Genomic DNA, 23,379 nt, shown 5'->3' with positions numbered 1-23,379 from the left:
GGGGCCGGACGGGACATGCGCCGCCGGCCGAACAGGAGGGAAGTCGATGAAGAGAATGGCGGGTATGCGCGGCATTGCAGGCTGCGGAGTGATGGCCCTGATGCTGGCGACGGCGCCGGTCGCGTCCGGACAGGCAGCTCCTGCGGCGCAGGAAACGAGCGCCGCGCCCGATGTCCGCCCGGACGTCGCGGCCTATCTCAAGGCGTTCTACGCCAAGCCCAACCCGCCTTTCACGCGCGAACTGCTGATGCAGATACACAAGCTGCCGCCTGCTGCGCTGGCGGCGATGGCGCAGCAGGATCTGCCGATCGGGAACGTTACCACGAAGGACGTGACGATGCCCGGGCCCGGCGGGCCGATGGCGCTGCGCCTGTTCGATCCGCGCCCCGAGCGCGGTCCCGGGCCGGTTGTGGTGTTCTATCACGGCGGCGGCTACGTGCTCGGCAGCATCGATACTCACGCCGGCCTTGCGGCGGAGATCGCGCGGCAACTGGACCTGCCGGTGGTGTCGGTCGAGTACCGCCTCGCGCCCGAGAACCCCTGGCCCGCCGCGCCGGACGACGGCGAGGCGGCGGCGCGCTGGGTGGCGGCCAACGGCAAGGCGTTCGGGCGCGCGTTCACCGGCCTGATCCTCAGCGGCGACAGCGCGGGCGGTAACCTCACGCTGATCACGGCAGCGGCCCTGCGCGACAAGCCTGCGGCGGTGCCGGTGGTGATGCAGATCCCGATCTATCCGGCGACCGATTTCGGCAAGCTCTATCCCTCTTCGAAACTGTTCGCCGAGGGCTACATGCTCGACGCGAAGAGCATGGCGAGCTTTACCGAGCACTATGCGGCCGATCTCGAAGAGCCCACGCACCTCGCCGATCCTCGGTGATCTGGCGGGCCTGCCGCCGACGGTGCTGGTGACGGCGGGGCTCGATCCGCTGCGCGACCAGGGCCGTGCCTATGCCGCCAAACTGGTCGAGGCCGGGGTGCCGACCGCCTACTTCGAGGGCAAGGGTCTGATCCACGGCTTCGCGACGTTCCGCAAGGCGATCCCTTCGGCCCAGACCGACACGGCGGCGTTCCTCCATGTCGCCCGGGCGATGCTTGACGAGGCCGCGCCTCCAAAGAAATGACACGATCGTGTCAACATGACACCCCGTTTCCATGGAAACGGGAGTATCTGAGTCGCGTCATCCGCTGGTAGGACTGGTCGATGAGACCATCCGCCTGAACGGCCGCCTGCGCAGCGTCTTCGGCGAGGCGCGGGCGGGATGCGCGCTCAACGACAGCGAGCACATGGTGCTCACCGCGGTGGTGGAGGCGCAAGATGCCCCCACCGTCGCGCAGATCGGCCGCTCGATGGGCCACGCGCGCCAGCTGGTGCAGCGCGCCGCCAATGCCCTGCGCGATGCCGGGCTGGTCGAGACTTTCGAAAATCCCGCACACAAGCGCGCCATGCTGCTGCGTCCGACCGCGAAGGGCGCCGCGCTCAAGCGTCAGATCGACGCGCGCGCCGATGCACTGGCTGCGCGGTTGGTGCTCGATTCCGAAGAAGTCGCGGCCGCGACGACCGCGCTGCGCGCGGTGCGCAGGCAGATAGAGGCGCATTTCCGCGCTCGCTGAGGAGAGGATGATGGACGCCGATCTCGACCGGCTGGCCCCAGTCGGGCCGCTGACCGAATGGCTGGACGCCTTCGTGCCCGAACTGGGCAAGGGGCCGCTGCGCACCGCGGTACTCTCGGGGGCACGTCGAACGTGGTGCTGACGATCGACCGGGGCGAGAAGCCGATGGTCATGCGCCGTCCACCCGCCGTGCCGCCGCCGGGAGCGGAGAAGGGCGTGCTGCGCGAGGCGCGTATCCTGACGGCACTCAAAGGCACTCAGGTGCCCCATCCGGTGTGCTACGGGTCCTGTTCCGACGACAGCGTGGTCGGCGCGCCGTTCTACGTCATGGAGAAAGTCGAGGGCTGGGCACCGAACTTGCGCGGCGAGAAGATTCACAACGAGCCGCCCTTCGATACGATGCCTTGCGAATACGGCATCCCCTTTGCCATCGTCGACGGGCTGATCGCGCTCGCCAACGTCGATCACGAGGCGATCGGGCTGGGGACTACGGCAAGCCGGGCCGGTTCCTGGAACGGCAGGTCGATCGCTGGGCGGGCCAGCTGGCGTCCTACAAGGAGCGCTACGGCTACGAGGGCCGCGTGCTCGAAGGCTATGCCGAAACCGAGGACTGGCTGCGGCACGCGCGGATGCCGGAGGAAGTGCGCGGGATCATCCACGGCGATGTCGGCACCCCCAACATGATGTTCCGCCACGGCCCTCCGGCGCGCCTTGCGGCGATGATCGACTGGGAACTGTCCACCATCGGTGATCCTATGATCGACATGGGCTGGTTCACCGGCGGCATGCGCGACGAGGACGATCCGGACCGGGAGTTCCCGACCGCACTCAACAACCCGGCCAACTTCCCGACGAAGCAGGAGCTGGCGCGCTATTACTGCGCGGGCACCGGGCGCGACATTCGCGACTTCGAATGGTTCTCGGTGCTCTCGAAATTCAAGTCCGGGTGCCTGCTCGAATACAAGGTGGCGCAGGCGGAGGCGGGGATATTGCCGAAGGAGACGGGGCGCTTCTTCGCGCGCATCGTCGAGCAGTGCTTCCGCGATACCGCCGCGCAAGTGGCGAGAATGCAGTGAATTCCTCTCCGGTACGGGGAGGAATGGGAGAGAACGATGATCGATTTTTCGACGGACCCGGAGTTCCAGGCCAGGCTCGACTGGATGGACCGCTTCGTGCGCGACGAGTGCGAGACGATGGACCTGCTGTTCCCCGAACAGGGCGCGCAGTTCGATCCCTCCTACGCGGCCGCCCGGCGGCACCTGAAGCCGCTGCAGGAGCAGGTGAGGGCGCAGGGGCTCTGGGCCTGCCATCTCGGCCCGCATCTTGGCGGTCCCGGCTACGGACAAGTCAAGCTGGCGCTGATGAACGAGATCATCGGCCGCTCCACTTGGGCGCCGACGGTGTTCGGCACCGCCGCGCCCGATACCGGCAATGCCGAAATCCTCGCCCTGTTCGGCACGGCGGAGCAGAAGCAGAAGTACCTCGGCCCGCTGATGGCCGGCGAGATCGTCTCGTGCTTCTCGATGACCGAGCCGCAGGGCGGCGCCGACCCCGACGTCTTCACATGCCGCGCCGTGCAGGAAGGCGACGAATGGGTGATCGAGGGCGAGAAGTGGTTCTCCTCCAATGCCCGGTTCGCCAGCTTCCTGCTGGTCATCGCCGTGACCGATCCGGACGCCCCGCTGACCGAGCGGATGAGCATGTTCGTCGTTCCCGCCGACACGCCGGGGATCGAGATCCTGCGCAACGTCGCCATCGCCGGGGACTTCGATCCCGAGAACGGGCATCACGCGCATATCCGCTACAACCGGGTCCGGGTGCCGCTCGATCATATGCTCGGGGGCCGGGCGAAGGATTCAAGGTGGCGCAGGCGCGGCTGGGTGGGGGCCGCATCCACCATGCCATGCGCACGGTGGGCATGTGCAACCGCGCGCTCGACATGATGCTGGAACGCGCCGTCTCGCGCCGCACCAAGGGCGCGATGCTGGGCGATCACCAGTTGGTGCAGGCCAAGATCGCCGATTCGGTGATCGAACTGGAGCAGTTCCGCCTGCTGGTGCTCAAGACCGCATGGCTGATCGACGAGATCGAGGCGGGCCGCCTGAAGCACGGCGCGGCGCGCAAACACATCGGCATGTGCAAGGTGGCGATGGCCTCGGTCTATGCGAACGTCGTCGGGCGGGCGCTGGAGGTGCATGGATCTCTGGGCATCTCGCTCGATATGCCGCTGGCCAAATGGTACGGCGGCAACATGGCGCTGGCCTTCGCCGATGGGCCGACCGACGCGCACCGCTCGCAACTGGCGCGCGCCTATCTCAAGCGGGTGCGGCCGGCGGAAGGGATGTTTCCGACTGAGCATATCCCGACGCGCACCGCGAAGGCGCTGGAGCGCTACCCGAATGCGAGAGATGCCTGAGATGGACCCGCTGTTCGACTTCACCGGCAAGGTCGCGCTCGTCACCGGCGGGTCGCGCGGGCTGGGCTACCAGATGGTCCGCGCTTTCGCCGAGCGCGGTGCCGACGTGATCGTCGCCAGTCGCAAGCTCGATGTCTGCGAGGCGGTCTGCGAGGAAATGCGCGGTGTTGGCCGCAAGGCGATGGCGATCAGCGCCCACGTCGGCCGCTGGGACGAATGCGAGCGGCTGGTCGAGGAGGCCTATGCGGCTTTCGGGGCTGTGGATATCCTTGTGAACAATGCGGGGATGAGCCCGCGCATGCCCAGCCACGAAGTCAGCGAGAAGTTGTTCGATTCCGTGCTCAACCTCAACTTCAAGGGGCCGTTCCGCCTTTCGACACTGGTGGGCAAGCGCATGTTCGACCGCGCCGAGGCAGGCGGGCCGGGCGGTTGCATCATCAACGTGACCTCCTCGGGCTCGATGATGCCGCTACCGCAGGTGGTGACTTATGGATCGTCCAAGGCCGCGCTCAATGCGATGAGCCGCTCGCTGGCGTGGGAATATGCGCCGCACGTGCGGGTCAACACGCTCTCGCCGGGCGCATTCCGCACCGATATCGTCGAGGCATGGCCCGACAAGGGGCAGGGGCCGATCCCGATCCCGCGCGGGCATGCGGCGAACCCGGAGGAGATCGTCACCGCCGCGCTGTTCCTGGCCAGCCCTGCCTCGGTCAACGTGACGGGCTCGATCGTGCGCTGCGACGGGGGCAGCATTGAGCCCGCGCGCGGTCATCGGCCGCGCCTTCGGGCCGCCGGAGAGCTATGTCCTCGAAGCGTTCGACCCCGGTGCTCCCGGCGAGGGTCAGGTGCGCGTCGCCATCAAGGCGGCGGGGGTGTCCTACGTCGATGTGCTGACAGCGATGGGGCACTACCAGTTCAAGCCGCCGATGCCCTTCATCCCCGGCAGCGAGGCGGCGGGCCTGGTCGAGGCGGTGGGGCCGGGCGTGACGCACCTCGCCCCCGGTGACCGCGTGTTCTGCGGCGGGCTCGGCGGGTTGTTCGCCGAGGCCAATCTCTTCGCCGCCGCCAACATGGCGAAAGTGCCCGAGGCGATGACGTTCGAGCAGGCCGCTGTCTTCGCGGTGAACTACCAGACCGCGTACTACGCGCTGGCCGATCGCGGGCGCGCGAAGCCGGGCGAGACGCTGCTGGTGCTCGGCGCGGCGGGCGGGACCGGATACGCGGCAATCCAGGTCGGCAGGCACCTTGGCTTGCACGTCATCGCCTCGGCATCCAGTCCGGAGAAGCAGGCGGCGGCACTGGCGGGCGGGGCGCATGCGGTCGTCACCACCGGCGCGCAGGACTGGCGCGATCAGGTCATGGCGGCGAACGACGGCAAGCCCGTCGACATCGTCTTCGATCCCGTGGGCGGCGAGGCCAGCGAACCGGCCTTCCGCAATCTCGGCTACGACGGGCGCCATCTGGTGATCGGCTTCACCGCCGGGATCGCGGCGCTGCGCACGAACCTGCCGCTGCTCAAGAGCGCCAGCCTCGTGGGCGTGCAGATGCGCGATCACGCGCTGCGGCGTCCCACCGAGGCCGCCGCCCTGCGGCGCAAGGTGATGGAACTGGCTGGCGAGGGTGTGTTCTCCCCCGCGATCGCCGAACGCTATCCGCTTGAGCGTCATGCCGAGGCGATGAACGCGGCCTTCTCGGGCAAGGCTGCTGGCCGGGTCGTGCTGGTAATGGAGTAACGCCCGGGCGATGCTAGACGGCCGTGTACGCAATGCCGGTCGATTTGCCGACAATGTCGGGTAGCATCCCGCACAGGTGATACGAATGGTGGGGAGCACCGACGCCGACAGAAGCGCCTCGGTCCCGCCATCGGGAGAGAGCCATGGCGGAGACTCTGTTCACGTTCCAGATGCGCGAGCACCGCGATTGCCTGTTTCACGGCAGTCGCGGGCAGGAATACTGCCGGGGTGACATCTGGATCGCGGACGATGCGGCGACCGCCGACTTGCATTCGGAGCGCAAGGCAGTCGGTGCAATCTCGATCATACGGCGACGTTCGGCCGCCAATCTGTTCTTCCGCCGCTCGCGCCGTCATATTCGCGAGGATGCGACGGACCTCTCGATCCTGTGGTTCGTCAAGCGGGGGAACTCGCCGTCTCCAACCAGTGCGGCGGCAAGGTGGCGAAAGCCGGGGACTTCCTCATCACCCGCTCGATGTCGCCGTTCTGCGTGGAGTGCCGGATAGGCCAGGACGGAATGCACGAAGTGCTGAACCTCGCCGTGCCCACCCACATCCTGCGCGGCTTCGTGCGGCAGGAATTCAACAACGGCCTGTTCATGGCGATGGAGCGCGCCGAACTCGCGCTGGCCGAGACTCTGCTGGACGAAGTGCTGGCCGACGAGGGGCGCATCGGCGAGGCGTCGGCGCGGCTTCTGGTCGATACCGCGCTCGGCCTGATCGGCAATGCCATCCGCGCGGGGAAGACACCGCGCCCGCCCGCCTGTCGATCGCCGAGCGGAGGCTGGAGCAGGTGCTGCGGTTCATTGAGGTCCACCTCGCCGATCCCCTGCTGTCGACGGCGATGGTGGCGAAGGGCTGCGGCATTTCTCCGCGCTATCTCTCGTTCCTGCTGCGGATGCGCGACACCTCGTTCTCGGAACTGGTCTGGGAGCAGCGACTGGCGAAGGCGAGGGACTGGCTCGCGGCTTCCGACCCGCGCGAGGTGTCGATCGGGGAGATCGCCTATGGCGTCGGCTTCAAGAGCCCCGCGCATTTCAGCCGCATGTTCAAGCGCGTCTTCGGCGCCAACCCGCGCGAGTATCGCGGAGAGAGCGCGGTGCAGGAGATGATCGCGGTGAGTGCGGAGGAGCCGTTCGGATCGTGTCCGGTGTTCGCCAGGGACGGCGGGGCGATGCTTTCGGCAACCGGATAGTGGCCGCTTGCATCGGTGTCGGGGCTGGCCAATCCTCGGCGGCAAGAACGTCTGGAAGAGAGGAATTGCCATGAAGATGAAGCTCGTCGCGCTCACTCGCCCGCAGCCCGGTCGCGAGGCCGAGTATCACGAATGGTACGACACCAAGCACTTGCCCGAACTGGTCAACACGTTCGGCATGGCGGGCGCCCAGCGCTACAAGCTGGCGGCGCGGCTGATGGGCGCGGATCCCAACGAATTCCTCGCGATCTACGACATCGAGGCGGATGACCCGATGGCCTTCCTCGGCGCGCTGGGCGCGGCCTCGAAGTCGGGCGAACTGACGCAGAGCGACGCGCAGGACATGGGCACCTGCTACACCGCGCTGTTCACCGAGCACGGCGAGCGGGTGGTGCCGGGCTAACCCTTCCTCATCATTGCTACGCTGCGCTCGCAATGACGAAGTGAGGAGACTCAGCGGCCCACGAACTTCGGCGGCCGCTTTTCCCTGAGGGCCTGAATGCCCTCCAGATGGTCCATGCTGCGGACCGAGACGCTTTCGTAGGCGATCCCCGCGTCCATCAGCGCCGTCGCCAGCCGCTTGAGTTCGAGGTTGGTGAGGATCTTGGTCGCCCGGATCGCCACCGTCGCGCCTGCCAGCAGCTTCGCGCAGAACGTATCGACCGCCGCGTCGAGTTCGCCCGCCGGCACGCAGTGATTGATCAACCCGATCTCGGCCGCTTTGCTGGCCGTAAGCAGGTCGCCGGTCAGCAGGTATTCCTTGGCCCGCGTCAGGCCGATGCGCTGCGCCCAGATCACCGCGCCGCCGTCCCCCGCGACGAGGCCGAGGCCGACGTGCGGGTCGCCGATCTTCGCGCCCTCGGCGGCGAAGATCACATCGCACAGCAGCGCTAGCGTCGCGCCGAGGCCGACCGCGTGGCCGTTCATCCGGCACACCACCGGCTTGTCGATGTCGAGCAGGGTAGAGACGATGCGCTTGGCTACCCGCGTCTCGTGGTCGAAGAGATGTGGGTTGCGCGCATTGTTCTCGATGTGGTCGAGGTCACCGCCCGCCGAGAAGGCGCGGCCCGCGCCGGTCAGCACGACGACGTCCGATCCGGTATCGACCTGTGCGAACCACATCGCCTCGGCCAGATCGTCGTGAAGCTGCAGGTTTACCGCGTTCAGCGCCTCGGGCCGGTTGAGCGTGATGCGCAGCAGCCGTCCTTCGCGGGCCATTTCGATCGTGGCCAACTGCGGCAGGGCGGGCGCGGTATCGGTCATTTCGGCAGGTCTCCTCTTCCCTCCAGCGTCATAGGCCGGGCGGTATCGAGGGCCATGCGAAAACGCGATTTTGCCCAAACCTTTCGCTCCGGCGAAACCTTTGCCCCTCGCGTTGCCAAAGCGGGCGAAGTTCGATCTACCGGGCTGAACGCATGCGCAGCAGCGCGGCTAGGCGGAGAGGTTACGGCACGATGACGCAGTTCGACGAGACTTTCGACTGGGTGGTCGTGGGCAGCGGCGCAGGCTCGATGGCTTCGGCATTGTTGATGAAGCAGGCGGGCAAGACCGTCGTGATCCTCGAGAAGGCGCAGTGGGTCGGCGGCACCACGGCGAAGTCCGGCGGGGTCATGTGGATACCCGGCAACCGCTTCATGGACCCCGGCGAGGACAGTCTGGAACGCGCCTGTCAGTACCTTGATGCCGTGGTGCCCGACGATGCGGAATCCCCGGCACCAGCCCGGCGCGGCGCCGCACTTATGCGGTCGAGGCGCCGAAGATGCTGGACTTCATCGTCGCGCAAGGCGTGCGGATGGAGCGCGGCTCCCGCTTCTGGCCCGACTACTACGACGAACTCCCCGGCGGCATGAAGACCAGCCGCACCGTCACCGCGCTGCCCTTCGACAAGAACGAACTGGGCAAGGAATGGGCGGCCAAGCTGCGCAAGGGCTTCCTCGAAGTGCCGGTGAAGCTGGACGACGGGATGAAGCTGCCGTTCATGAAGCATTCGTGGGAACTCAAGCGCGTCTTCATCAAGATCGCCTTCAAGTTCGTCGCCGGAAAGCTCACCGGCAAGCACTGGGTCACGGCGGGTGCGGCGCTGCAGGGCCGGATGCTGAAGGCCGTGCTGGACAAGCAGGCGGCCGACATCCGAGTGAATTCGCCCGTCAGCGAAGTCATCATGGAAGGCGAAAAGGCCGTCGGCGTCGTCACCGAGAAGGACGGCAAGCCATGGCGCATCGGCGCGCGGCTGGGCATCCTGATGAACGCGGGCGGGTTCTCGATGAACCAGGCGATGCGCGACACCTACATGCCGGGCACGCAGTCGAAGTGGTCCAACGGCATTGAGACCGACACCGGCGACATGCACCGCGAACTCGCCGCGAAGGGGCTGCGCTGGCGCAGATGGACCAGATGGTCGGTTTCCAGATGACCGACGCGCCCGGCTGGGACGCCGACTACGTCAAGCCGGGCACCCAGAGCACCACCGCCAAGCCGCATGCGATCCAGGTCGACCAGTCGGGCCTGCGCTACATGAACGAGGGCGGCTCCTACGAGGCGTTCTGCGAGACCATGCTGGTGCGCAACCGCACCGTGCCCGCAGTGCCGAGCTGGGCGATCCTCGACCAGCAATACATGGACGAATACGCCGTCGCCGGTAAGGGCACGGCCAAGAAGAACATGGCCAAGTGGCTCGCCTCGGGCTGGATGCGCAAGGCCGACACGGTAGGCGAACTGGCCGGGATCATCGGCGTCCCCCGGGTGCTCTGGAAACCACGGTCGCACGCTGGAACGGCTTCGTGCGCGGCGGCCGCGACGAGGATTTCCAGCGCGGCGAGCGGGCCTACGACAACTTCCTCGGCGATCCGTTCTTCAAGGACGGCCCGAACCAGACGATGGGGACGATCGACAAGGCGCCGTTCTATGCCTTCCCGGTCTATCCGGGTGACGTCGGGACTTACGGCGGCGTCGTGTGCGACTGCGATCTGCGCGTTCTGCGCGAGGACGGCTCGGTGATCGAGGGGCTCTATGCATGCGGCGTCACCACCGCATCGCCGATGGGCCGCGTCTATCCCGGCGCCGGCGCGAGTGTCGGCCCGTCGATGACCTTCGGCTGGATCGCGGCCAAGCACGCGGCCGGCCTCGGCAACCAGGTGTCCTGAAACGCAGATACCGCAGGGCGGTTCACTCGCCCTTGCCAGCGGGGCCTGCCCTGAACCAATGTTCAGCCATCCCAGCAGCCACGAGCTGTCCGAGAGAGGAATCATGAGCGAAACGCCAACCAACCGGGCCATCCCCGACGCCGCCACACAGGTCGACATCTACCGTCGAATGATCCGCATCGAGCGCAACGACGACCTCACCCGTCAGCAGATCCGCCGCGGCCGCATCACCGCGCCGTATTATTCGGCGCGCGGGCAAGAGTGCATTCCCTCGGCAATCTCGGTGCTGCTCAACAACGACGACAAGATCTGCACGATCTATCGCGGCATCCACGACATGGTCGCCAAGGACATGCCGCTGCGTCCCCTGTGGGCAGAAATCTGCGGCCGCGTCGACGGCACCTGCAAGGGCAAGGGCGGCCCGATGCACCTCACGCATCCGGAAACCGGGGTGATGGTGACGACCGGCATCGTCGGCTCCTCGATGCCGATCGCCAACGGCTTCGGCTGGGCGGCGCTGCTCGACGGGACGAAGCAGGTGACGGTCGCCTATTTCGGTGACGGCGCCAGCAACATCGGCGCCTTCCACGAGGCGCTGAACCTCGCTTCGGTGTGGAAGCTGCCGGTGATCTTCGTGTGCCAGAACAATGGCTTTGCCGAGCACACCCGCTACGAGAACGGCACTTCGGTGGACTTCATCGCCAAGCGCGCGGCCGGTTACGGTATGCCGGGCTACACGGTCGACGGCAACGATCCGCTCGACGTTTATGCCCATGCCCACGCCGCCATCGAGCGCGCCCGCGCCGGTGAAGGGCCGACCTTGTTGGAGTGCAAGACCTTCCGCTTCATGGGCCACGTCTTCGGCGACAACGACGCCTACATGACCAAGGAAGAAAAGGCCGCCGCGATCGAGGCCGATCCGCTGCCGCGCTTCCGCCAGAAGCTGATCGACGACGGCGTCGCCTCGGCCGAGGAACTCGATGCGCTGACCGCGAGGATCGAGGCCGAAGTAAACGACGCCATCGACTACGCAATGGCCTGTGAATTCCCGTCCGACGACGAACTGCGCCGCGACGTCTTTGCCGAGGAGATTCCGGCATGAGCACTGAAACTCTCGAAGCCCCCGTCGTCGAGACGGTGAAGATGAACGGCTTGCAAGCCATCAACGCCGCGCTGAGCGAGGCGATGGAAGCCGATCCCAAGGTCCTCGTTCTGGGCGAGGACATCGCCGACAACGAGGGCGGCGGCGTCTGCGGTGTGACGCGCGGGCTGTCGACGAAGTTCGGCACCAGCCGCGTGCGCTCCACCCCGATCTCCGAACAGGCGATCATGGGCGCGGCGATCGGCGTGGCCATGGCCGGCTACAAGCCGGTGGCCGAGATCATGCTGATGAACTTCACGACCGTCGCCATGGACATGATCGTGAACCACGCGGCCAAGCTGCGCTTCATGTCGGGCGGCCAGAGCCAGGTGCCGCTGGTGATCCGCACCATGACCGGCGGCGGCAACCAGACCGCCGGGCAGCACGCCGACTTCTACGAGGCGTGGTTCGCGCATACCGCGGGCATCAAGGTGGTGATCCCCTGGACCCCGGGCGACATGAAGGGCCTCTATCTCTCGGCGATCCAGGACCCCGATCCGGTCATCATCATCGAAAGCGTCAAGACCCTGTTCGTGCCGATGGACACGCCGGTCAACCAGGGCCCGATCCCGCTGGGCAAGGCCAACGTGGTCGTACCGGGCAGCGACCTCACCATCGTCTCCTACGGGCAGATGATGTTCACGGTGATGCAGGCGGTCGAGGAACTGACGGCGGCAGGCGTCTCGGTCGAAGTGGTGGACCTGCGCACGATCTCGCCGTGGGACAAGGAAACGGTGCTGGCCTCGGCCGAGAAGACCGGACGCCTGCTGGTGGTGCACGAAGCGGGCCGCAACTTCGGTCCCGGCGCGGAGATCGCCGCAACGGCGCAGGAAGTGCTGTTCGGCAAGCTCAAGGCTCCCGTCGGCCGCCTCGGTGCGCCGTACTGCGCGGTGCCCTTCGCGAAGAAGCTGGAGGATGCCTATCTCGTGCAGCCGCCCGAGATCGTCGCGGAGGTTAAGCGGCTGATGGCGATCTGATACCCACCCCGTCCGGCTAGTTCGCTGCGCTCTCAAGCCTACCGTCCCTCCCGCACGCGGGAGGGCGGAGCGCAGGTCTCTCATTCCCCTCCCGCTTGCGGGAGGGGGCAGGAGTGGGCCTTACTTAACCCAGCACCGCCTGTTCGCGCTTCTCGGGCCGGATGTAGATCGAGGTGATCTTCGGTGACAGCGCCTTCATGCGCATCTCCAGTTCCTCGATCAGCGTTTCCGCCTCGCCCATCGGCAGGTCGTCGGCAAAGTCCGCGCTGATCGCCACGAACACCGCGTCCGGTCCTGTGTGTACGGTGCGCACATGGTTGACCGAGGTGATGTGCGGGTTGCCTTCCATCACCCCGCGCAGCCCGGCAATCAGTGCCGGGTCGGCGGCCTCTCCGATCAGCAGGCCCTTGGACTCGCGCGCCAGCAGCACCGCGACGGCCGCCAGCACCAGCCCGATCACCACCGATGCCGCGCCGTCGAGTCTTGGTTCCGCAAAGTGGCCGCTCGCCCAGATGCCCGCCGCTGCTATGGTGAGGCCGATGAGCGCTGCGCTGTCCTCGAACAGGACGATGAAGCCCGGCGGGTCCTTGGAGCGGCGGATTGCCTGCCACCAGCTCTGCCCGGCGCGGCCCGCGTTGAACTCCTTCACCGCGATGGCCCAGGATGCGCCCTCCATGAGGAAGGCGATGCCCAGCACGATGTAGCTGAGCGTCGGGTCCTCGACGGCGCGCGGCTCGCGGATATGGGCGATGCCCTCGTAGATCGAGATGCCCGCGCCGCCCGCGAAGATCAGGATCGCGACCACGAAGGCCCAGAAATACAGCTCGCGCCCGTAGCCGAAGGGATGGGCGGCGTCGGCTGCGCGCTTGCCCTGCTTCTGGCCGTAGAGCAGCAGGATCTGGTTACCGCTGTCAACCAGCGAATGGACACCCTCGGTCGCCATGGCGGAAGAGCCGCCGATACCTGCCGCCACGAACTTGGCGACGGCGATGCCCATGTTCGCCGTCAGCGCACCGTAGAGGACGATGTTGTCGCGGATGTGTCCGGAAGTCTTGGCCATGCCCGGCACAACGAGCGGCGGGGCAGGGCGTTGCTTACCGTCGTCCCGGACTTGATCCGGGACCGCTGCCCGTGAACAGCCTACCCGTCGCTTAGATAACTTGCCGCATGAACTGCGCCTAAAGACAACCACCGGTCCCGGATCAAGTCCGGGACGACGAATTGCTCCGGCCGATCTGTCAGCCCAGCGCCTCTCGCCCCGTCCGCTCGTTCCACAGGTCTGGCGATCCGCAAAGCTGCAGGTTCAGCATCGCGCGTTTCATGAAGCGGTGGATCGGGTGTTCCTCGGTCAGGCCGATGCCGCCGTGAAGCTGGATCGCCTCTTCGGTGACGAATGCGAAGGCCTCGGCCGCGAGCGTCTTCGCCGCGCCGCACTGGACGAGGGTTGCAGCATCGTCGCGCACCCGGTTCCACAGGAGCGCCTCGGCCACGGCAATGCGCGCCTTCATATCGGCGGCGCGGTGCTTGAGAGCCTGGAACATGGCGATGGGCCGGTCGAACTGGCGGCGCATCTTCATGTACTCGATGGTGAGTTCCAACGCGGCATTCGCGGCACCGAGGCAGTCGGCGGCGACGGCAAGGTGCGCTTCGGGCGCCAGCGCGTCGTGCAGCGCTGCAGCGCCGTCCGCATCGGTGAGCATGAGTGCCGGATCGGGCGCGTATCCATCAAGAACGATGTCGAACAGGCGCCGGCTGGGGTCCCAGATCGCGCGCTCCACGATAGAAACACCCGGCGCATCGGTCGGCACGAGGGCATAGCCGCTGGGCAGCTTCGCAACGACCGCCATCGCCATGTCCGCATCGAACACACCGCCGACTACGCCCGAAAGCGTGCCGTTCGGTGCCGCCTCCAGCTTCGCGGGGAGCAGGTGCAGGGGGCGTATTCGCCACCCGCCAGCCGTTCCAGCCACTCGACCCGCGCCGCAATCTCGCTCGCCAGCACGGCCTGCAGGCCCAATTGCGCCGGGATCAGCGGCGTCGTCGCCAGCACGCGGCCCATCTCGAAATGGATCGCGGCGGAAGCCTCTCGATCAAGGCCGAGGCCGCCGTCTTCCTCGGGCAGGCGCACCATCAGCCAGCCCATCTCCGCCACCAGCCGCCAGCTTTCGTCGCGGCCGGGGGAGAGTGCATCGGCAGGAAACGCCTTCTGCGCGGCGTCGGTCAGTTCGTTCAGTTCGATCATGTCAGGCCACCCAGGCTTTCGGCTCGCGTGGCATGTCGAGCATGCGCTCGGCGATGATATTACGCTGCACTTCCTCGCTGCCCCCGGCGATGGTCCAGGCATAGGAGTTCATGAAGTCCGCCATCCAGTTGCCGGTATTGAGGTCGCCGAAGGTGATCGGCGCTACGTATTGCTCCGCGATGCCGCCAAGGCGCAGGCCCAGCTTCGCATAGGCCCTGAGCGCGCGGCTGTAGCTGTTCTTGATGATGGAGGCGTCGCCAATGCGCTCGATGCCCTTGATCCGGTTGTCCAGGAACTGGTCGGCGACGGCGCACACGGCGTCCACTTGCGTCACCAGTTCGCCGAAATCCCGCAGCACTCCGCGATCGTCCTCGTGTCCGTGCTCGCGGATCAGCGAGGCAACGCGTGCAAGGGCGCCGCGCATCCGGTAGGACAGCTCCATCAGCGTCAGTCCGCGTTCCGAGGCAAGCGTCGCCTGCGCCACGGCCCAGCCCTTGCCTTCCTCGCCGACGCGCTCGGAGACGGGGATTTCCACGTTGTCGAGGAAGATCTCGGCGAATTCCTCGTCGCCCTGGATCTGGTGGATCGGGCGGACAGAGACGCCGGGTGCCTTCATGTCCATCAGCAGGTACGTGATGCCCGCCTGCTTGGGGCCGTCCGAGGAGGTGCGCACCAGCAGCAGGCACTTGTCGGCAAACTGCGCCATCGTCGACCAGACCTTCTGGCCGTTGACGACGTAGACGTCGCCCTTGCGTTCCGCCCTGGTCTTGATGGCGGCGAGGTCTGATCCGGCGCCGGGCTCGGAGAAGCCCTGGCACCATGTCTCGCCCTCGAGGATGCGCGGGAGGTAGCGGTCCTGCTGCTCCCGGGTCGCACATTCGTGCAACGTTGCGAAAGCATGGTACGTCGAGACGAAGGAGAGCAGCAGGCGCGGGCAGTCTGCCTTCGCCAGTTCCTCGTAGATCACTTTCTGCTCGGCCAGGCTGCGGCCGCCGCCGGGGAATGCGGCGGGCCAGTGCGGGATGGCGTAGCCTGCCGAAACCAGCCGCGTAAACCAGTCGCGCTGGGTGCGGACGAAGTCGTCCTGCGTGCGGCTCGCGTCGCGCCAGCCGGTCGGCGCCTCGGCGGCTAGGAAGGCGCGCACTTCGCGGCGCAGCGCTTCGAGATCGGGCGTATCGGTCATGGACACCGTCCAAGCACGGGGCACGGCGGCGCGTCCATAAGGGGCGGTACGCGCGGGCGATATCGGGAGGTTAGACCGCCACCTCGATCACGTCGCCCTTGATCCGCACTTCATAAGTATCGATCGGCATCGAGGCGGGCGGGTTTATCGGCTTGCCGGTTTCCAGATCGAAGCGCGCGCCGTGAACCGGGCAGGAAATCCACCCCGCACGCACGCGGCCGCATTCAAGCGTTTCGTAGGCGTGGCTGCACAAGTTGCGCACCGCGTAGACCTGATTCCGCGCGCCGACGAGGAGCACGCTGATCCCGCCCACCTCGACCACTTTCTTGCCGCCCTGCGGAACTTCATCGAGTTTCGCCACCGCGACGAATGCCTTCTCGCTCACCCGTGTCCTTTCTTATCTCTTCGCTGTGTCCTTGCGGTACTCCGCAGGCGATTTCCAGCACAAGTGGTCGATGCGCAATCGCGCCAGCGATTCCAACGCCCCGGCGGTTGTGGGGCGAGGCTGCCTGTGCCTAACGAAAGGCTGAGAGGAGGGCGCCGCCCCGATGCAATTCGAATGGACCGCCGGGCAGGACGCCTTCCGGCACAAGATCCGCGACTTCCTGCACGCCAACCTGCCTGCGGACTGGGAGAAATTCTCGGAACACGGCCCTGCGTCCCCGGCACTGACCGCCTTCGCGCGCGACTTCTGCGTCAAGCTGGCCGACGCGGGCATTCTCTTCCCGCACTGGCCGCTCGAGATGGGCGGCGAGGGCCTGGGTCCGTGGGAGCAGCAGATCCTTTCCGAAGAGATGTGGATCGCGGGCGAGCCGCGCGGCGGCCAGTACATGAACGTCAACTGGATCGGCCCGACGCTGGAGAAGTACGGCACGCCCGAGCAGAAGGCCCGCTACCTCGAGCCGATCACGCGCGGGGAATCGCTGTGGTGTCAGGGTTTTTCCGAGCCTGACGCCGGGTCGGACCTAGCCTCGCTGCGGACGCGAGCCACGCTGACCGAAGGCAACTACGTCATCAGCGGCCAGAAGATCTGGACCAGCTATGCGGGCCTTGCCGACACCTGTTTCCTGCTGACGCGCACCAGCGACGACCGCAAGAAGGGCATCACCATCATTCTGGTGCCGATGGATACGCCCGGCATCACCGTGCGCCAGATCCCCTCGCTGATCGGCGAGGGCGACATTCACGAAGTCTTCTTCGACGACGTGACCGTGCCCGAGACCGCCCGCTTCGGCGAGGAAGGACAGGCTTGGGAGATCGTCGCCTATTCGCTGCGCAATGAGCGCCTCGGCATCCCGCGCTTCACGCTGGCGCGCGCCGCGCTGGACCGGGCGGTGACGATGCTGCAGGAGCAGGGCCGTTTTGCGCGCGAATATGTGCGGATCGAGGCGGCGCGTTGTGCCGCACTGTGCGAGGCCGCGGGCACGGCGAACTACGCCGTCGTCCAGAAGCGCGTCGATGGCCTCGCCATCGGTGCGGAGTCCAGTTCCGCGCGCTACGCCACCGTCATGGCCGAGCGGGCGGTGTGCGAATTCGTCGTCGAGTTCCTGCCCGAAGCGCTCGCGGGGGCCTCGCCGTATCTCAAGATGCATCACCAGCGCGGGATCGTCGCGGGCGTCGCGGCGGGGTCGGCGGAAATCCAGCTCAACATCATCGCCAGCGACGTGCTGGAACTGCCCCGGGAGCCGCGCTGATGCATCTGTCTCTCAATGAGGACCAGCGGCAGGTCCTCGACTTCATCGACAGCCTCGCGCGGCCTTACGCGGGCGTGCCGCTGCACGATGCCGGTCTCACGCTCGAAAGCGCGGAACTTGACGCGGCGCTGGTCGAGAACGGTTTTCTCGACGTGCTGATGGTCGAGGAACTCGGCCCCGTCACCGCCGCGCTGGTGGTGGAGAAGCTGGCGCGGCTGCCCTTCGCGGTGGAGGCGGCGGCATCGTCCTTCGTGCGCCCCCTTATCGATCCGGACCTGCCGCGTCCGCTGTGTCTGGTCGAGGAGGGGCGCACAGGTGGTCCGGTGCGTTTCCTGCGGCCGGGGGCGAGCGTCGTGATCGTCGGGCCTTCGGGCGTGCGCAGCTTCAAGGCTGACGAGAGCGTGATCGCGGGAGCGCAGGAGGATGCGCTTTATGCCTATCCCGTGGCGTTCCTGACCGGTCTTCCGGATGCGATGACCGCGCATGAGGTCGATCCCGCCGAAGTGCTGCGGTCGTGGCGCGTGGGAATCGCGGCCGAAGCCGCGGGCCTGCTGGGCGCGGCGCTGGCGTCTACGGTGACTTACGTGTCAGAGCGCAAGCAGTTCGGCCGTCCGCTGGCCACCTTCCAGGGCATGCGGCATCGTCTGGCCGAGGATCAGGTCATGACCAACTCGGTCTACTGGCTCGCCCTGCGTGCGGCCGGGACCGGCGATCCCGGCGACGCCGCGCTGGCCCTGCTGCATGCGCAGGAGGCGGCGAAGCGGGTGTGCTACGACTATCACCAGTTCCTCGGCGGCATGGGCATGACGCTGGAACATCCGCTGCACTTGTGGACCTATCGCCTCAAGCTGCTGACCGCCGAACTGGGCGGGCGCGGCGAGCAGGGGCTGGCGGCGGCGGAGGCGCTTTGGGGGTGAACCACATAGCGCCGTCATTGCCAGCGAAGCGAAGCAATCCAGGGCGGTTTATGTGGCCCTGGATTGCTTCGCTTCGCTCGCAATGACGGTTGAACGGCTATCCCATCACCGCCACGCTGTCGCTGACCAGCCGCACCAGTTCCGCTTGCCCGCGTACGCCCAGCTTGGCGTAGAGCCGCTTGGAGTAGTTGCGCGCCGTTTCCAGCGTCAGGCCCATGTTTTCGGCCGCCTCGGCGATAGACTGCCCCTCGTTCAGCGCGATCGCCAGCTGGGCCTCGCGCGGGGGCAGGTCGAACAGGCGGGTGAGGCGCTCCACGCTCGCCGGCGTTCTGGCATTGGGCAGGCGGCACAGCGCCAGCATCGAGGGGCGCGGCATGTCGCTGGTGGCCGTCAGCAGCGCTTCCAGCCGGGGTCCTCATGCAGCATTACCGCACGCGGCGGGGGCGGTGTCGACGAGGCGAACAGCACGGCTGCCCCGCCCAGTTCACGCTCCGCATGGACGCCGAGATCGCGCAGGCGCTCCCCACGCGCGGCGTGTAGCCGAGATTCCCGCGCATCCATGCATCGAGGCGCGGGTCGATCGCCAATAGCCGCGCCTCGCGGTCGAACACCATCCACGCCGTAGCGCTGCGCGCCATGCCCTGCGCACTGACGCTGGCGCGGATGCGGTGGTGCTCCAGCGCGACATAGCTGCGCAGCGCCGCCTCCACGTAAGGCGCGAGCGAGGAGAGCAGGGCGCTGTCCGCCGCCTCGCAAGGTTTCGCGCGGGCGAGGATAAGCCATGCATCGGTCTCCGCGACACGCGGCAGGCGCACCACCCGCTCGTCGGCGATACCGAGGCGCGCCATCTTGGCCAGGCGGTCGGCCCGGAAGACGGGATCGTGGTCCACGAACTCGCCGACGCTGTAGACGCGGCCCGGGCGCAGCTGGTCGTAGCGCAGGCGCTCCAGCGCATGCATCTCGAACGGATCGAGTTCGCGCGCCTCGCTGCGCAAGTCGCGTCCGGCGTGGAAGTCGGTGATCTGGGCATGCGGGCCGTCGCCCTGCTTCATCACGATGCTGACGTACTCGGCATCGCTCCGGCGACGCAGGCGCTCGAGAAACTCGGCAAACTGCGCCTTGTCGCCAATCCCCGCTATCAGCGGCAGCAGCAAATCTGTCTCGTCGTTGGATGTCAGAGCCATACCTCCCTCCCATATGGGAGGTTCTGCGATTTGTCATCCTTGCAAAGAGCGATCTGAGCCCAACAAGAGGGCGACCCTGCGAAGGCCAAAGGACCAGAGATCCTGATGAAGACCCTGACGCACCTCGACAGACTCGAGGCCGAAGCCATCCATATCATCCGCGAAGTCGTCGCCGAGGCCGAGAAGCCGGTGATGCTCTATTCCGTGGGCAAGGACAGCGCGGTGATGCTGCACCTTGCGCGCAAGGCGTTCTACCCCTCGCCGCCGCCGTTCCCGCTGCTTCACGTCGATACAACGTGGAAATTCAAGGCGATGTACGAGCTGCGCGACAAGATGGCGCGCGACAGCGGTATGGAGCTGCTAGTCTACCAGAACCCGGAAGCGGCCGAGAAGGGCATCAATCCGTTCGACCACGGCGCGCTCCACACCGACATGTGGAAGACCGAAGGTCTGAAGCAGGCGCTCGACAAGTACGGTTTCGACGCGGCTTTCGGCGGCGCCCGCCGCGACGAAGAGAAGAGCCGCGCCAAGGAGCGCATCTTCTCGTTCCGCACCTCTTCGCACGGCTGGGATCCGAAGAACCAGCGTCCGGAACTGTGGAACCTCTACAATGCCCGCAAGGCGCGCGGGGAATCGATCCGCGTGTTCCCGATCTCCAACTGGACCGAGCTGGATATCTGGCAGTACATCCACCTCAACGACATCCCCATCGTCCCGCTCTATTTCGCGGACAAGCGCCCCACCGTGGAGCGCGACGGCATGCTGCTGATGGTCGATGACGACCGCTTCCCGCTGCAGCCCGGCGAGGTTCCGGTAGAACGCTCGATCCGCTTCCGCACGCTTGGCTGCTACCCGCTGACCGGCGCGGTGGAGAGCGAGGCGAAGACGCTGCCCGAGGTGATCCAGGAAACCCTGCTCACCACGACCAGCGAGCGGCAGGGCCGCGCCATCGACAAGGACGCCGGCGGTGCCGGCATGGAAGTCAAGAAGCAGCAGGGGTACTTCTGATGGCCGACATCGACACCAAGGAAGCGGTCTACGTTACCGACAAGCTCATCGCCGAGGACATCGACGCCTACCTCGTCCAGCACGAGCACAAGACGATGCTGCGCTTCATCACCTGCGGCAGCGTCGACGACGGCAAGTCCACCCTGATCGGGCGCCTGCTCTACGATCTCGAAGATGATCTTCGAGGACCAGCTCGACGCGCTCACCGCCGACTCCAAGAAGGTCGGCACGCAGGGGCAGGAGATCGACTTCGCGCTCCTCGTCGACGGCCTTGCTGCCGAGCGCGAGCAGGGCATCACGATCGACGTGGCCTACCGCTTCTTCAACACCGAGAAGCGCAAGTTCATCGTCGCAGACTGCCCCGGCCACGAACAGTACACCCGCAACATGGTGACCGGCGCCTCGACCGCCGACCTCGCGGTGATCCTGATCGATGCGCGCAAGGGCGTGCTGGTGCAGACGCGCCGCCATTCGTACTTGTGCCACCTGATCGGCATCAAGAACATCGTCCTGGCGGTGAACAAGATGGACCTCGTCGACTACGACCAGGCCGTGTTCGACGGCATCGTCAAGGACTACGCCGAGTTCGCCAGGTCGATCGGGATCGACAGCTTCACCGCGATGCCGATCTCCGGCTTCAAGGGCGACAACATCACCACGCCTTCGGCCAATACCCCTGGTACAAGGGGCCGACGCTGGTGGAGCACCTCGAAACCGTCGAGGTTCTCTCCTCGGTCGATGCCGACAAGCCGTTCCGCCTGCCGGTGCAGTGGGTGAACCGTCCCAACCTCGACTTCCGCGGCTTCTCGGGCCTCATCGCCACCGGCAGCGTCAAGCCGGGCGACAAGATCCGCGTCCTGCCCTCGGGCAAGACCAGCGCGATCACCCGCGTCGTTACCTATGACGGCGATCTCGACGAAGCCGTTGCCGGCCAGTCGGTTACGGTGTGTTTCGAAGATGAAATCGACTGCTCGCGCGGCTCGGTCATCTCGGTCGCCGACAATCCGCCGCAGACCGCCGACCAGTTCGAATCGACGATCGTGTGGCTGGCCGACGAGGCGCTGATCCCTGGCCGCGCCTACTGGCTCAAGCTGGGCACACAGCAGGTCTCCGCCACCGTGGCCGAGCCCAAGTACACGGTCAACGTCAACACCATGGAGCACATGGCGGCCAAGACGCTGGACCTCAACGCCATCGGCGTGGCGGAACTGACCACCGACAAGCAGGTCGTCTTCGAGCCTTATGCCGAAAACCGTACGCTCGGCGGCTTCATCCTGATCGACAAGATGACCAACGCGACCGTCGCAGCGGGCATGCTCAACTTCAGCTTGCGCCGTTCGCAGAACGTGCACTGGCAGGCAGTCGACATCGACCGCAAGCAGCATGCGGGCCTCAAGAACCAGAAGCCCGCCGTGCTGTGGTTCACCGGTCTTTCGGGTTCGGGCAAGTCCACGATCGCCAACATGGTCGAGAAGAAGCTGCACCGGATGAACCGGCACACCTTCCTGCTCGACGGCGACAACGTGCGCCACGGTCTGAACAAGGATCTGGGCTTCACCGAGGCCGACCGCATCGAGAACATCCGCCGCGTGGGCGAAGTCTCGAAGCTGATGACCGACGCAGGGCTGATCGTCATCACTGCCTTCATCTCGCCGTTCCAGGCGGACCGCGAGATGGTGCGCGCGATGCTGCCCGAGGGCGAGTTCATCGAGGTGTTCATCGACACCCCGCTGAAGGTCGCCGAGGCGCGCGACGTCAAGGGCCTCTACAAGAAGGCGCGTTCCGGTGAGCTGAAGAACTTCACCGGCATCGACAGCCCTTACGAAGCGCCGCGCAATCCCGAGGTGCGGATCGACACGACGGTGATCTCGCCGGAGGAAGCGGCTGAACTCATCGTCAACACCCTGCTGGGAGACGCCTGATGTCCTATACCGACGGCGATCTCGCAGCGAAGCTGGCGGATGAGGCGGGCAAGATCCTCCTCAGCGTGCGCGGCTCCGGCCTGTTCGGCGGGAAAGCACTGGGCAAGGCGGGCGACCAGACCGCCAACCAGTTCCTCTGCCACGCCCTGCGTGAGCAGCGTCCCGAGGACGGCCTGCTCTCCGAGGAAGAGAAGGACAACGCCGAGCGCCTGGCCATGAGCCGGGTGTGGATCGTGGACCCCGTGGACGGCACCCGCGAATACGGCGAGGAGCGCGCCGACTGGGCGGTCCATGTCGGCCTTGCGGTGGACGGCGTGCCGGTGCTGGGCGCGGTGGCGCTACCGGGCGCCGACCTCGTGCTGCGCTCGGACCAGCCGGGCGAGGTTCCGCCCGCGCCGGAAAAGCTGCGCATGGTCGTCAGCCGCACCCGGCCCGCGAAGGAGGCCACCAGCGTTGCCGAGACGATCGGCGCCGAACTCGTGCCGATGGGCTCGGCCGGGGCCAAGGCCATGGCGATCCTGCTCGGGCAGGCGGACATCTATCTGCACTCGGGCGGGCAGTACGAATGGGACAGTTGCGCGCCGGCCGCCGTGGCGCTCGGCTGGGGGCTGCACGTCTCGCGGATCGACGGTTCGCCTTTGGTCTACAACCGCGAGGACGTCTACATGCCCGACCTGCTGATCTGCCGGAAGGAACACGCCGACATGGTGCTGCGCGAGGTCGCGGCGCTGGTTTGAGCGCGGCCCCTTCATTCGCCCACTGCGTCGTCATCCCAGCGAAAGCTGGGACCGTTGTGGCCATCATGCAAGCCTGCGTGAGGCCGCAGCGTCATTCGCCGAAGCCTCGGCGCAAGCTCTCGTCAGGCCGCCAGCGGTCCCAGCCTTCGTTGGGATGACGGGCGGTCTGACGCAAGAACTGCATTCGCGGCACAACGCCCCCACGGCATTTTGCTATCGATTGTGTATCACATCTCAGTCAACATTGCTGTTCAGTGACGCCCCCGCTATAGCCGCC

The 23,379-nt window shown here is 66.6% G+C and carries 28 protein-coding genes and 3 pseudogenes; 22 read left to right on the top strand and 9 right to left on the bottom strand.

Features of this window, described 5'->3' with window-relative positions; translation table 11 throughout:
• Positions 1–46: 46 nt before the first annotated feature.
• From KZO24_RS07565 to KZO24_RS07510, 12 genes and pseudogenes are all read left to right on the top strand, one after another.
• A pseudogene (locus KZO24_RS07565) lies at positions 47–1,121 on the top strand (alpha/beta hydrolase).
• Between the two features lie 31 nt (positions 1,122–1,152).
• A complete protein-coding gene (locus KZO24_RS07560; RefSeq protein WP_486487067.1) occupies positions 1,153–1,611 on the top strand; it encodes a MarR family winged helix-turn-helix transcriptional regulator in 459 nt (152 codons plus the stop codon).
• 7 nt (positions 1,612–1,618) lie between these two features.
• Positions 1,619–1,753 carry a hypothetical protein gene (locus tag KZO24_RS07555; RefSeq protein ID WP_486487066.1) on the top strand — a complete coding sequence of 45 codons (135 nt, stop codon included), beginning with the start codon at positions 1,619–1,621 and terminating at the stop codon, positions 1,751–1,753.
• A 23-nt stretch (positions 1,754–1,776) separates the two neighbouring features.
• Positions 1,777–1,896: pseudogene (locus KZO24_RS07550) on the top strand (phosphotransferase family protein); the annotation flags it as partial.
• Positions 1,887–2,687 (top strand): phosphotransferase, encoded by an 801-nt coding sequence (locus KZO24_RS07545; protein WP_486487065.1) that lies wholly within the window; start codon positions 1,887–1,889, stop codon positions 2,685–2,687. The pseudogene KZO24_RS07550 and the gene KZO24_RS07545, both read left to right, overlap by 10 nt.
• A 36-nt stretch (positions 2,688–2,723) precedes the next feature.
• A complete protein-coding gene (locus KZO24_RS07540; RefSeq protein WP_486487064.1) occupies positions 2,724–3,554 on the top strand; it encodes an acyl-CoA dehydrogenase family protein in 831 nt (276 codons plus the stop codon).
• Positions 3,473–4,027: an acyl-CoA dehydrogenase family protein gene (locus KZO24_RS07535; protein ID WP_486487063.1), complete on the top strand. Its 555-nt coding sequence runs from the start codon at positions 3,473–3,475 to the stop codon at positions 4,025–4,027. The genes KZO24_RS07540 and KZO24_RS07535 overlap by 82 nt, the downstream gene beginning before the upstream one ends.
• Positions 4,011–5,033, top strand: a complete 1,023-nt coding sequence (locus KZO24_RS07530; RefSeq protein ID WP_486487062.1) for an SDR family NAD(P)-dependent oxidoreductase — start codon at positions 4,011–4,013, stop codon at positions 5,031–5,033. Before KZO24_RS07535 ends, KZO24_RS07530 begins: the two co-directional genes overlap by 17 nt.
• Complete coding sequence (locus KZO24_RS07525) at positions 4,915–5,760, top strand: NADPH:quinone oxidoreductase family protein (protein WP_486487153.1); 846 nt, start codon at positions 4,915–4,917, stop codon at positions 5,758–5,760. The genes KZO24_RS07530 and KZO24_RS07525 overlap by 119 nt, the downstream gene beginning before the upstream one ends.
• A gap of 143 nt (positions 5,761–5,903) precedes the next feature.
• A complete protein-coding gene (locus KZO24_RS07520; protein ID WP_486487061.1) occupies positions 5,904–6,266 on the top strand; it encodes a hypothetical protein in 363 nt (120 codons plus the stop codon).
• Positions 6,267–6,552: 286 nt separating this feature from the next.
• Positions 6,553–6,954: a helix-turn-helix domain-containing protein gene (locus KZO24_RS07515; RefSeq protein ID WP_486487060.1), complete on the top strand. Its 402-nt coding sequence runs from the start codon at positions 6,553–6,555 to the stop codon at positions 6,952–6,954.
• Positions 6,955–7,024: 70 nt separating this feature from the next.
• Positions 7,025–7,357, top strand: coding sequence for a hypothetical protein (locus KZO24_RS07510; RefSeq protein ID WP_271183489.1), 333 nt, complete (start codon positions 7,025–7,027; stop codon positions 7,355–7,357).
• A 50-nt stretch (positions 7,358–7,407) separates the two neighbouring features.
• Here the strand turns inward: KZO24_RS07510 and KZO24_RS07505 are convergent, their stop codons facing one another.
• A complete protein-coding gene (locus KZO24_RS07505; RefSeq protein WP_271183488.1) occupies positions 7,408–8,217 on the bottom strand; it encodes an enoyl-CoA hydratase/isomerase family protein in 810 nt (269 codons plus the stop codon).
• A gap of 191 nt (positions 8,218–8,408) precedes the next feature.
• Between KZO24_RS07505 and KZO24_RS07500 the strand changes: the two genes are divergently transcribed.
• Together KZO24_RS07500 and KZO24_RS07495 are read left to right on the top strand one after the other, a co-directional pair.
• A complete protein-coding gene (locus KZO24_RS07500) occupies positions 8,409–8,804 on the top strand; it encodes an FAD-binding protein (RefSeq protein ID WP_486487059.1) in 396 nt (131 codons plus the stop codon).
• Positions 8,714–9,367 (top strand): FAD-binding protein, encoded by a 654-nt coding sequence (locus KZO24_RS07495; protein WP_486487058.1) that lies wholly within the window; start codon positions 8,714–8,716, stop codon positions 9,365–9,367. The genes KZO24_RS07500 and KZO24_RS07495 overlap by 91 nt, the downstream gene beginning before the upstream one ends.
• A 118-nt stretch (positions 9,368–9,485) precedes the next feature.
• On the opposite strand, the gene KZO24_RS07490 is transcribed toward KZO24_RS07495, so the two are convergent.
• Positions 9,486–9,683 (bottom strand): hypothetical protein, encoded by a 198-nt coding sequence (locus KZO24_RS07490; RefSeq protein ID WP_486487057.1) that lies wholly within the window; start codon positions 9,681–9,683, stop codon positions 9,486–9,488.
• Between the two features lie 51 nt (positions 9,684–9,734).
• On the opposite strand from KZO24_RS07490, the gene KZO24_RS07485 reads away from it, so the two are divergent.
• From KZO24_RS07485 to KZO24_RS07475, 3 genes are all read left to right on the top strand, one after another.
• Positions 9,735–10,097 (top strand): FAD-binding protein, encoded by a 363-nt coding sequence (locus tag KZO24_RS07485; protein WP_486487056.1) that lies wholly within the window; start codon positions 9,735–9,737, stop codon positions 10,095–10,097.
• Between the two features lie 103 nt (positions 10,098–10,200).
• Positions 10,201–11,199 (top strand): thiamine pyrophosphate-dependent dehydrogenase E1 component subunit alpha, encoded by a 999-nt coding sequence (locus KZO24_RS07480; RefSeq protein WP_271183486.1) that lies wholly within the window; start codon positions 10,201–10,203, stop codon positions 11,197–11,199.
• Positions 11,196–12,215 carry an alpha-ketoacid dehydrogenase subunit beta gene (locus KZO24_RS07475; RefSeq protein ID WP_271183485.1) on the top strand — a complete coding sequence of 340 codons (1,020 nt, stop codon included), beginning with the start codon at positions 11,196–11,198 and terminating at the stop codon, positions 12,213–12,215. The genes KZO24_RS07480 and KZO24_RS07475 overlap by 4 nt, the downstream gene beginning before the upstream one ends.
• A gap of 124 nt (positions 12,216–12,339) precedes the next feature.
• On the opposite strand, the gene KZO24_RS07470 is transcribed toward KZO24_RS07475, so the two are convergent.
• The 5 genes from KZO24_RS07470 to KZO24_RS07450 form a co-directional block, all read right to left on the bottom strand.
• Positions 12,340–13,275: a cation diffusion facilitator family transporter gene (locus KZO24_RS07470; protein WP_271183484.1), complete on the bottom strand. Its 936-nt coding sequence runs from the start codon at positions 13,273–13,275 to the stop codon at positions 12,340–12,342.
• A 178-nt stretch (positions 13,276–13,453) separates the two neighbouring features.
• On the bottom strand, positions 13,454–14,185 hold the full coding sequence (locus KZO24_RS07465; protein ID WP_486487055.1) for an acyl-CoA dehydrogenase family protein: 732 nt from the start codon (positions 14,183–14,185) through the stop codon (positions 13,454–13,456).
• Positions 14,092–14,457: an acyl-CoA dehydrogenase family protein gene (locus KZO24_RS07460; protein ID WP_486487054.1), complete on the bottom strand. Its 366-nt coding sequence runs from the start codon at positions 14,455–14,457 to the stop codon at positions 14,092–14,094. Before KZO24_RS07460 ends, KZO24_RS07465 begins: the two co-directional genes overlap by 94 nt.
• 1 nt (position 14,458) lies before the next feature.
• On the bottom strand, positions 14,459–15,640 hold the full coding sequence (locus KZO24_RS07455) for an acyl-CoA dehydrogenase family protein (RefSeq protein ID WP_271183482.1): 1,182 nt from the start codon (positions 15,638–15,640) through the stop codon (positions 14,459–14,461).
• Positions 15,641–15,710: 70 nt separating this feature from the next.
• The gene (locus KZO24_RS07450; protein ID WP_271183481.1) at positions 15,711–16,025 is read right to left on the bottom strand and encodes a Rieske (2Fe-2S) protein; all 315 of its coding nucleotides are present in this window, start codon (positions 16,023–16,025) and stop codon (positions 15,711–15,713) included.
• 163 nt (positions 16,026–16,188) lie between these two features.
• On the opposite strand from KZO24_RS07450, the gene KZO24_RS07445 reads away from it, so the two are divergent.
• Both KZO24_RS07445 and KZO24_RS07440 read left to right on the top strand, forming a co-directional pair.
• The gene (locus KZO24_RS07445) at positions 16,189–17,334 is read left to right on the top strand and encodes an acyl-CoA dehydrogenase family protein (RefSeq protein ID WP_271183480.1); all 1,146 of its coding nucleotides are present in this window, start codon (positions 16,189–16,191) and stop codon (positions 17,332–17,334) included.
• The gene (locus KZO24_RS07440; protein ID WP_271183479.1) at positions 17,334–18,251 is read left to right on the top strand and encodes an acyl-CoA dehydrogenase family protein; all 918 of its coding nucleotides are present in this window, start codon (positions 17,334–17,336) and stop codon (positions 18,249–18,251) included. The genes KZO24_RS07445 and KZO24_RS07440 overlap by 1 nt, the downstream gene beginning before the upstream one ends.
• Positions 18,252–18,348: 97 nt before the next feature.
• Here KZO24_RS07440 and KZO24_RS07435 read toward each other — a convergent pair whose 3' ends face one another.
• Entirely contained in the window at positions 18,349–18,627 is a 279-nt protein-coding gene (locus KZO24_RS07435) for a helix-turn-helix transcriptional regulator (protein WP_486487053.1), read from the bottom strand.
• Positions 18,628–18,676: 49 nt separating this feature from the next.
• Positions 18,677–19,435: a hypothetical protein gene (locus KZO24_RS07430; RefSeq protein ID WP_486487052.1), complete on the bottom strand. Its 759-nt coding sequence runs from the start codon at positions 19,433–19,435 to the stop codon at positions 18,677–18,679.
• 105 nt (positions 19,436–19,540) lie between these two features.
• Between KZO24_RS07430 and cysD the strand changes: the two genes are divergently transcribed.
• The 3 genes and pseudogenes from cysD to KZO24_RS07415 all read left to right on the top strand — a co-directional run bounded on the left by cysD (position 19,541) and on the right by KZO24_RS07415 (position 23,102).
• Complete coding sequence (gene cysD / locus KZO24_RS07425; RefSeq protein ID WP_271183477.1) at positions 19,541–20,443, top strand: sulfate adenylyltransferase subunit CysD; 903 nt, start codon at positions 19,541–19,543, stop codon at positions 20,441–20,443.
• Positions 20,443–22,365: pseudogene (gene cysN, locus KZO24_RS07420) on the top strand (sulfate adenylyltransferase subunit CysN). The gene cysD and the pseudogene cysN overlap by 1 nt, the downstream one beginning before the upstream one ends.
• The gene (locus KZO24_RS07415; RefSeq protein ID WP_008830319.1) at positions 22,365–23,102 is read left to right on the top strand and encodes a 3'(2'),5'-bisphosphate nucleotidase CysQ; all 738 of its coding nucleotides are present in this window, start codon (positions 22,365–22,367) and stop codon (positions 23,100–23,102) included. The pseudogene cysN and the gene KZO24_RS07415 overlap by 1 nt, the downstream one beginning before the upstream one ends.
• Positions 23,103–23,379: the final 277 nt, after the last annotated feature.

It is taken from the genome of Novosphingobium sp. NFX11 (genome assembly GCF_057376415.1).
The sequence above is the reverse complement of the archived record's forward strand: the minus strand, read 5'-3'. Positions and strand labels throughout refer to the sequence as shown.

Excerpts from the sequence above, each read along its gene's own strand:
- KZO24_RS07560 (WP_486487067.1), top strand. The coding sequence starts at position 1,153 with ATGGAAACGGGAGTATCTGAGTCGCGTCATCCGCTGGTAGGACTGGTC.
- KZO24_RS07555 (WP_486487066.1), top strand. The coding sequence starts at position 1,619 with ATGATGGACGCCGATCTCGACCGGCTGGCCCCAGTCGGGCCGCTGACC.
- KZO24_RS07540 (WP_486487064.1), top strand. The coding sequence starts at position 2,724 with ATGATCGATTTTTCGACGGACCCGGAGTTCCAGGCCAGGCTCGACTGG.
- KZO24_RS07530 (WP_486487062.1), top strand. The coding sequence starts at position 4,011 with ATGCGAGAGATGCCTGAGATGGACCCGCTGTTCGACTTCACCGGCAAG.
- KZO24_RS07520 (WP_486487061.1), top strand. The coding sequence starts at position 5,904 with ATGGCGGAGACTCTGTTCACGTTCCAGATGCGCGAGCACCGCGATTGC.
- KZO24_RS07510 (WP_271183489.1), top strand. The coding sequence starts at position 7,025 with ATGAAGATGAAGCTCGTCGCGCTCACTCGCCCGCAGCCCGGTCGCGAG.
- KZO24_RS07505 (WP_271183488.1), bottom strand. The coding sequence starts at position 8,217 with ATGACCGATACCGCGCCCGCCCTGCCGCAGTTGGCCACGATCGAAATG.
- KZO24_RS07500 (WP_486487059.1), top strand. The coding sequence starts at position 8,409 with ATGACGCAGTTCGACGAGACTTTCGACTGGGTGGTCGTGGGCAGCGGC.
- KZO24_RS07495 (WP_486487058.1), top strand. The coding sequence starts at position 8,714 with ATGCTGGACTTCATCGTCGCGCAAGGCGTGCGGATGGAGCGCGGCTCC.
- KZO24_RS07490 (WP_486487057.1), bottom strand. The coding sequence starts at position 9,683 with ATGATCCCGGCCAGTTCGCCTACCGTGTCGGCCTTGCGCATCCAGCCC.
- KZO24_RS07480 (WP_271183486.1), top strand. The coding sequence starts at position 10,201 with ATGAGCGAAACGCCAACCAACCGGGCCATCCCCGACGCCGCCACACAG.
- KZO24_RS07475 (WP_271183485.1), top strand. The coding sequence starts at position 11,196 with ATGAGCACTGAAACTCTCGAAGCCCCCGTCGTCGAGACGGTGAAGATG.
- KZO24_RS07470 (WP_271183484.1), bottom strand. The coding sequence starts at position 13,275 with ATGGCCAAGACTTCCGGACACATCCGCGACAACATCGTCCTCTACGGT.
- KZO24_RS07460 (WP_486487054.1), bottom strand. The coding sequence starts at position 14,457 with ATGATCGAACTGAACGAACTGACCGACGCCGCGCAGAAGGCGTTTCCT.
- KZO24_RS07455 (WP_271183482.1), bottom strand. The coding sequence starts at position 15,640 with ATGACCGATACGCCCGATCTCGAAGCGCTGCGCCGCGAAGTGCGCGCC.
- KZO24_RS07445 (WP_271183480.1), top strand. The coding sequence starts at position 16,189 with ATGCAATTCGAATGGACCGCCGGGCAGGACGCCTTCCGGCACAAGATC.
- KZO24_RS07440 (WP_271183479.1), top strand. The coding sequence starts at position 17,334 with ATGCATCTGTCTCTCAATGAGGACCAGCGGCAGGTCCTCGACTTCATC.
- KZO24_RS07435 (WP_486487053.1), bottom strand. The coding sequence starts at position 18,627 with ATGCCGCGCCCCTCGATGCTGGCGCTGTGCCGCCTGCCCAATGCCAGA.
- KZO24_RS07430 (WP_486487052.1), bottom strand. The coding sequence starts at position 19,435 with ATGGCTCTGACATCCAACGACGAGACAGATTTGCTGCTGCCGCTGATA.
- cysD (WP_271183477.1), top strand. The coding sequence starts at position 19,541 with ATGAAGACCCTGACGCACCTCGACAGACTCGAGGCCGAAGCCATCCAT.
- KZO24_RS07415 (WP_008830319.1), top strand. The coding sequence starts at position 22,365 with ATGTCCTATACCGACGGCGATCTCGCAGCGAAGCTGGCGGATGAGGCG.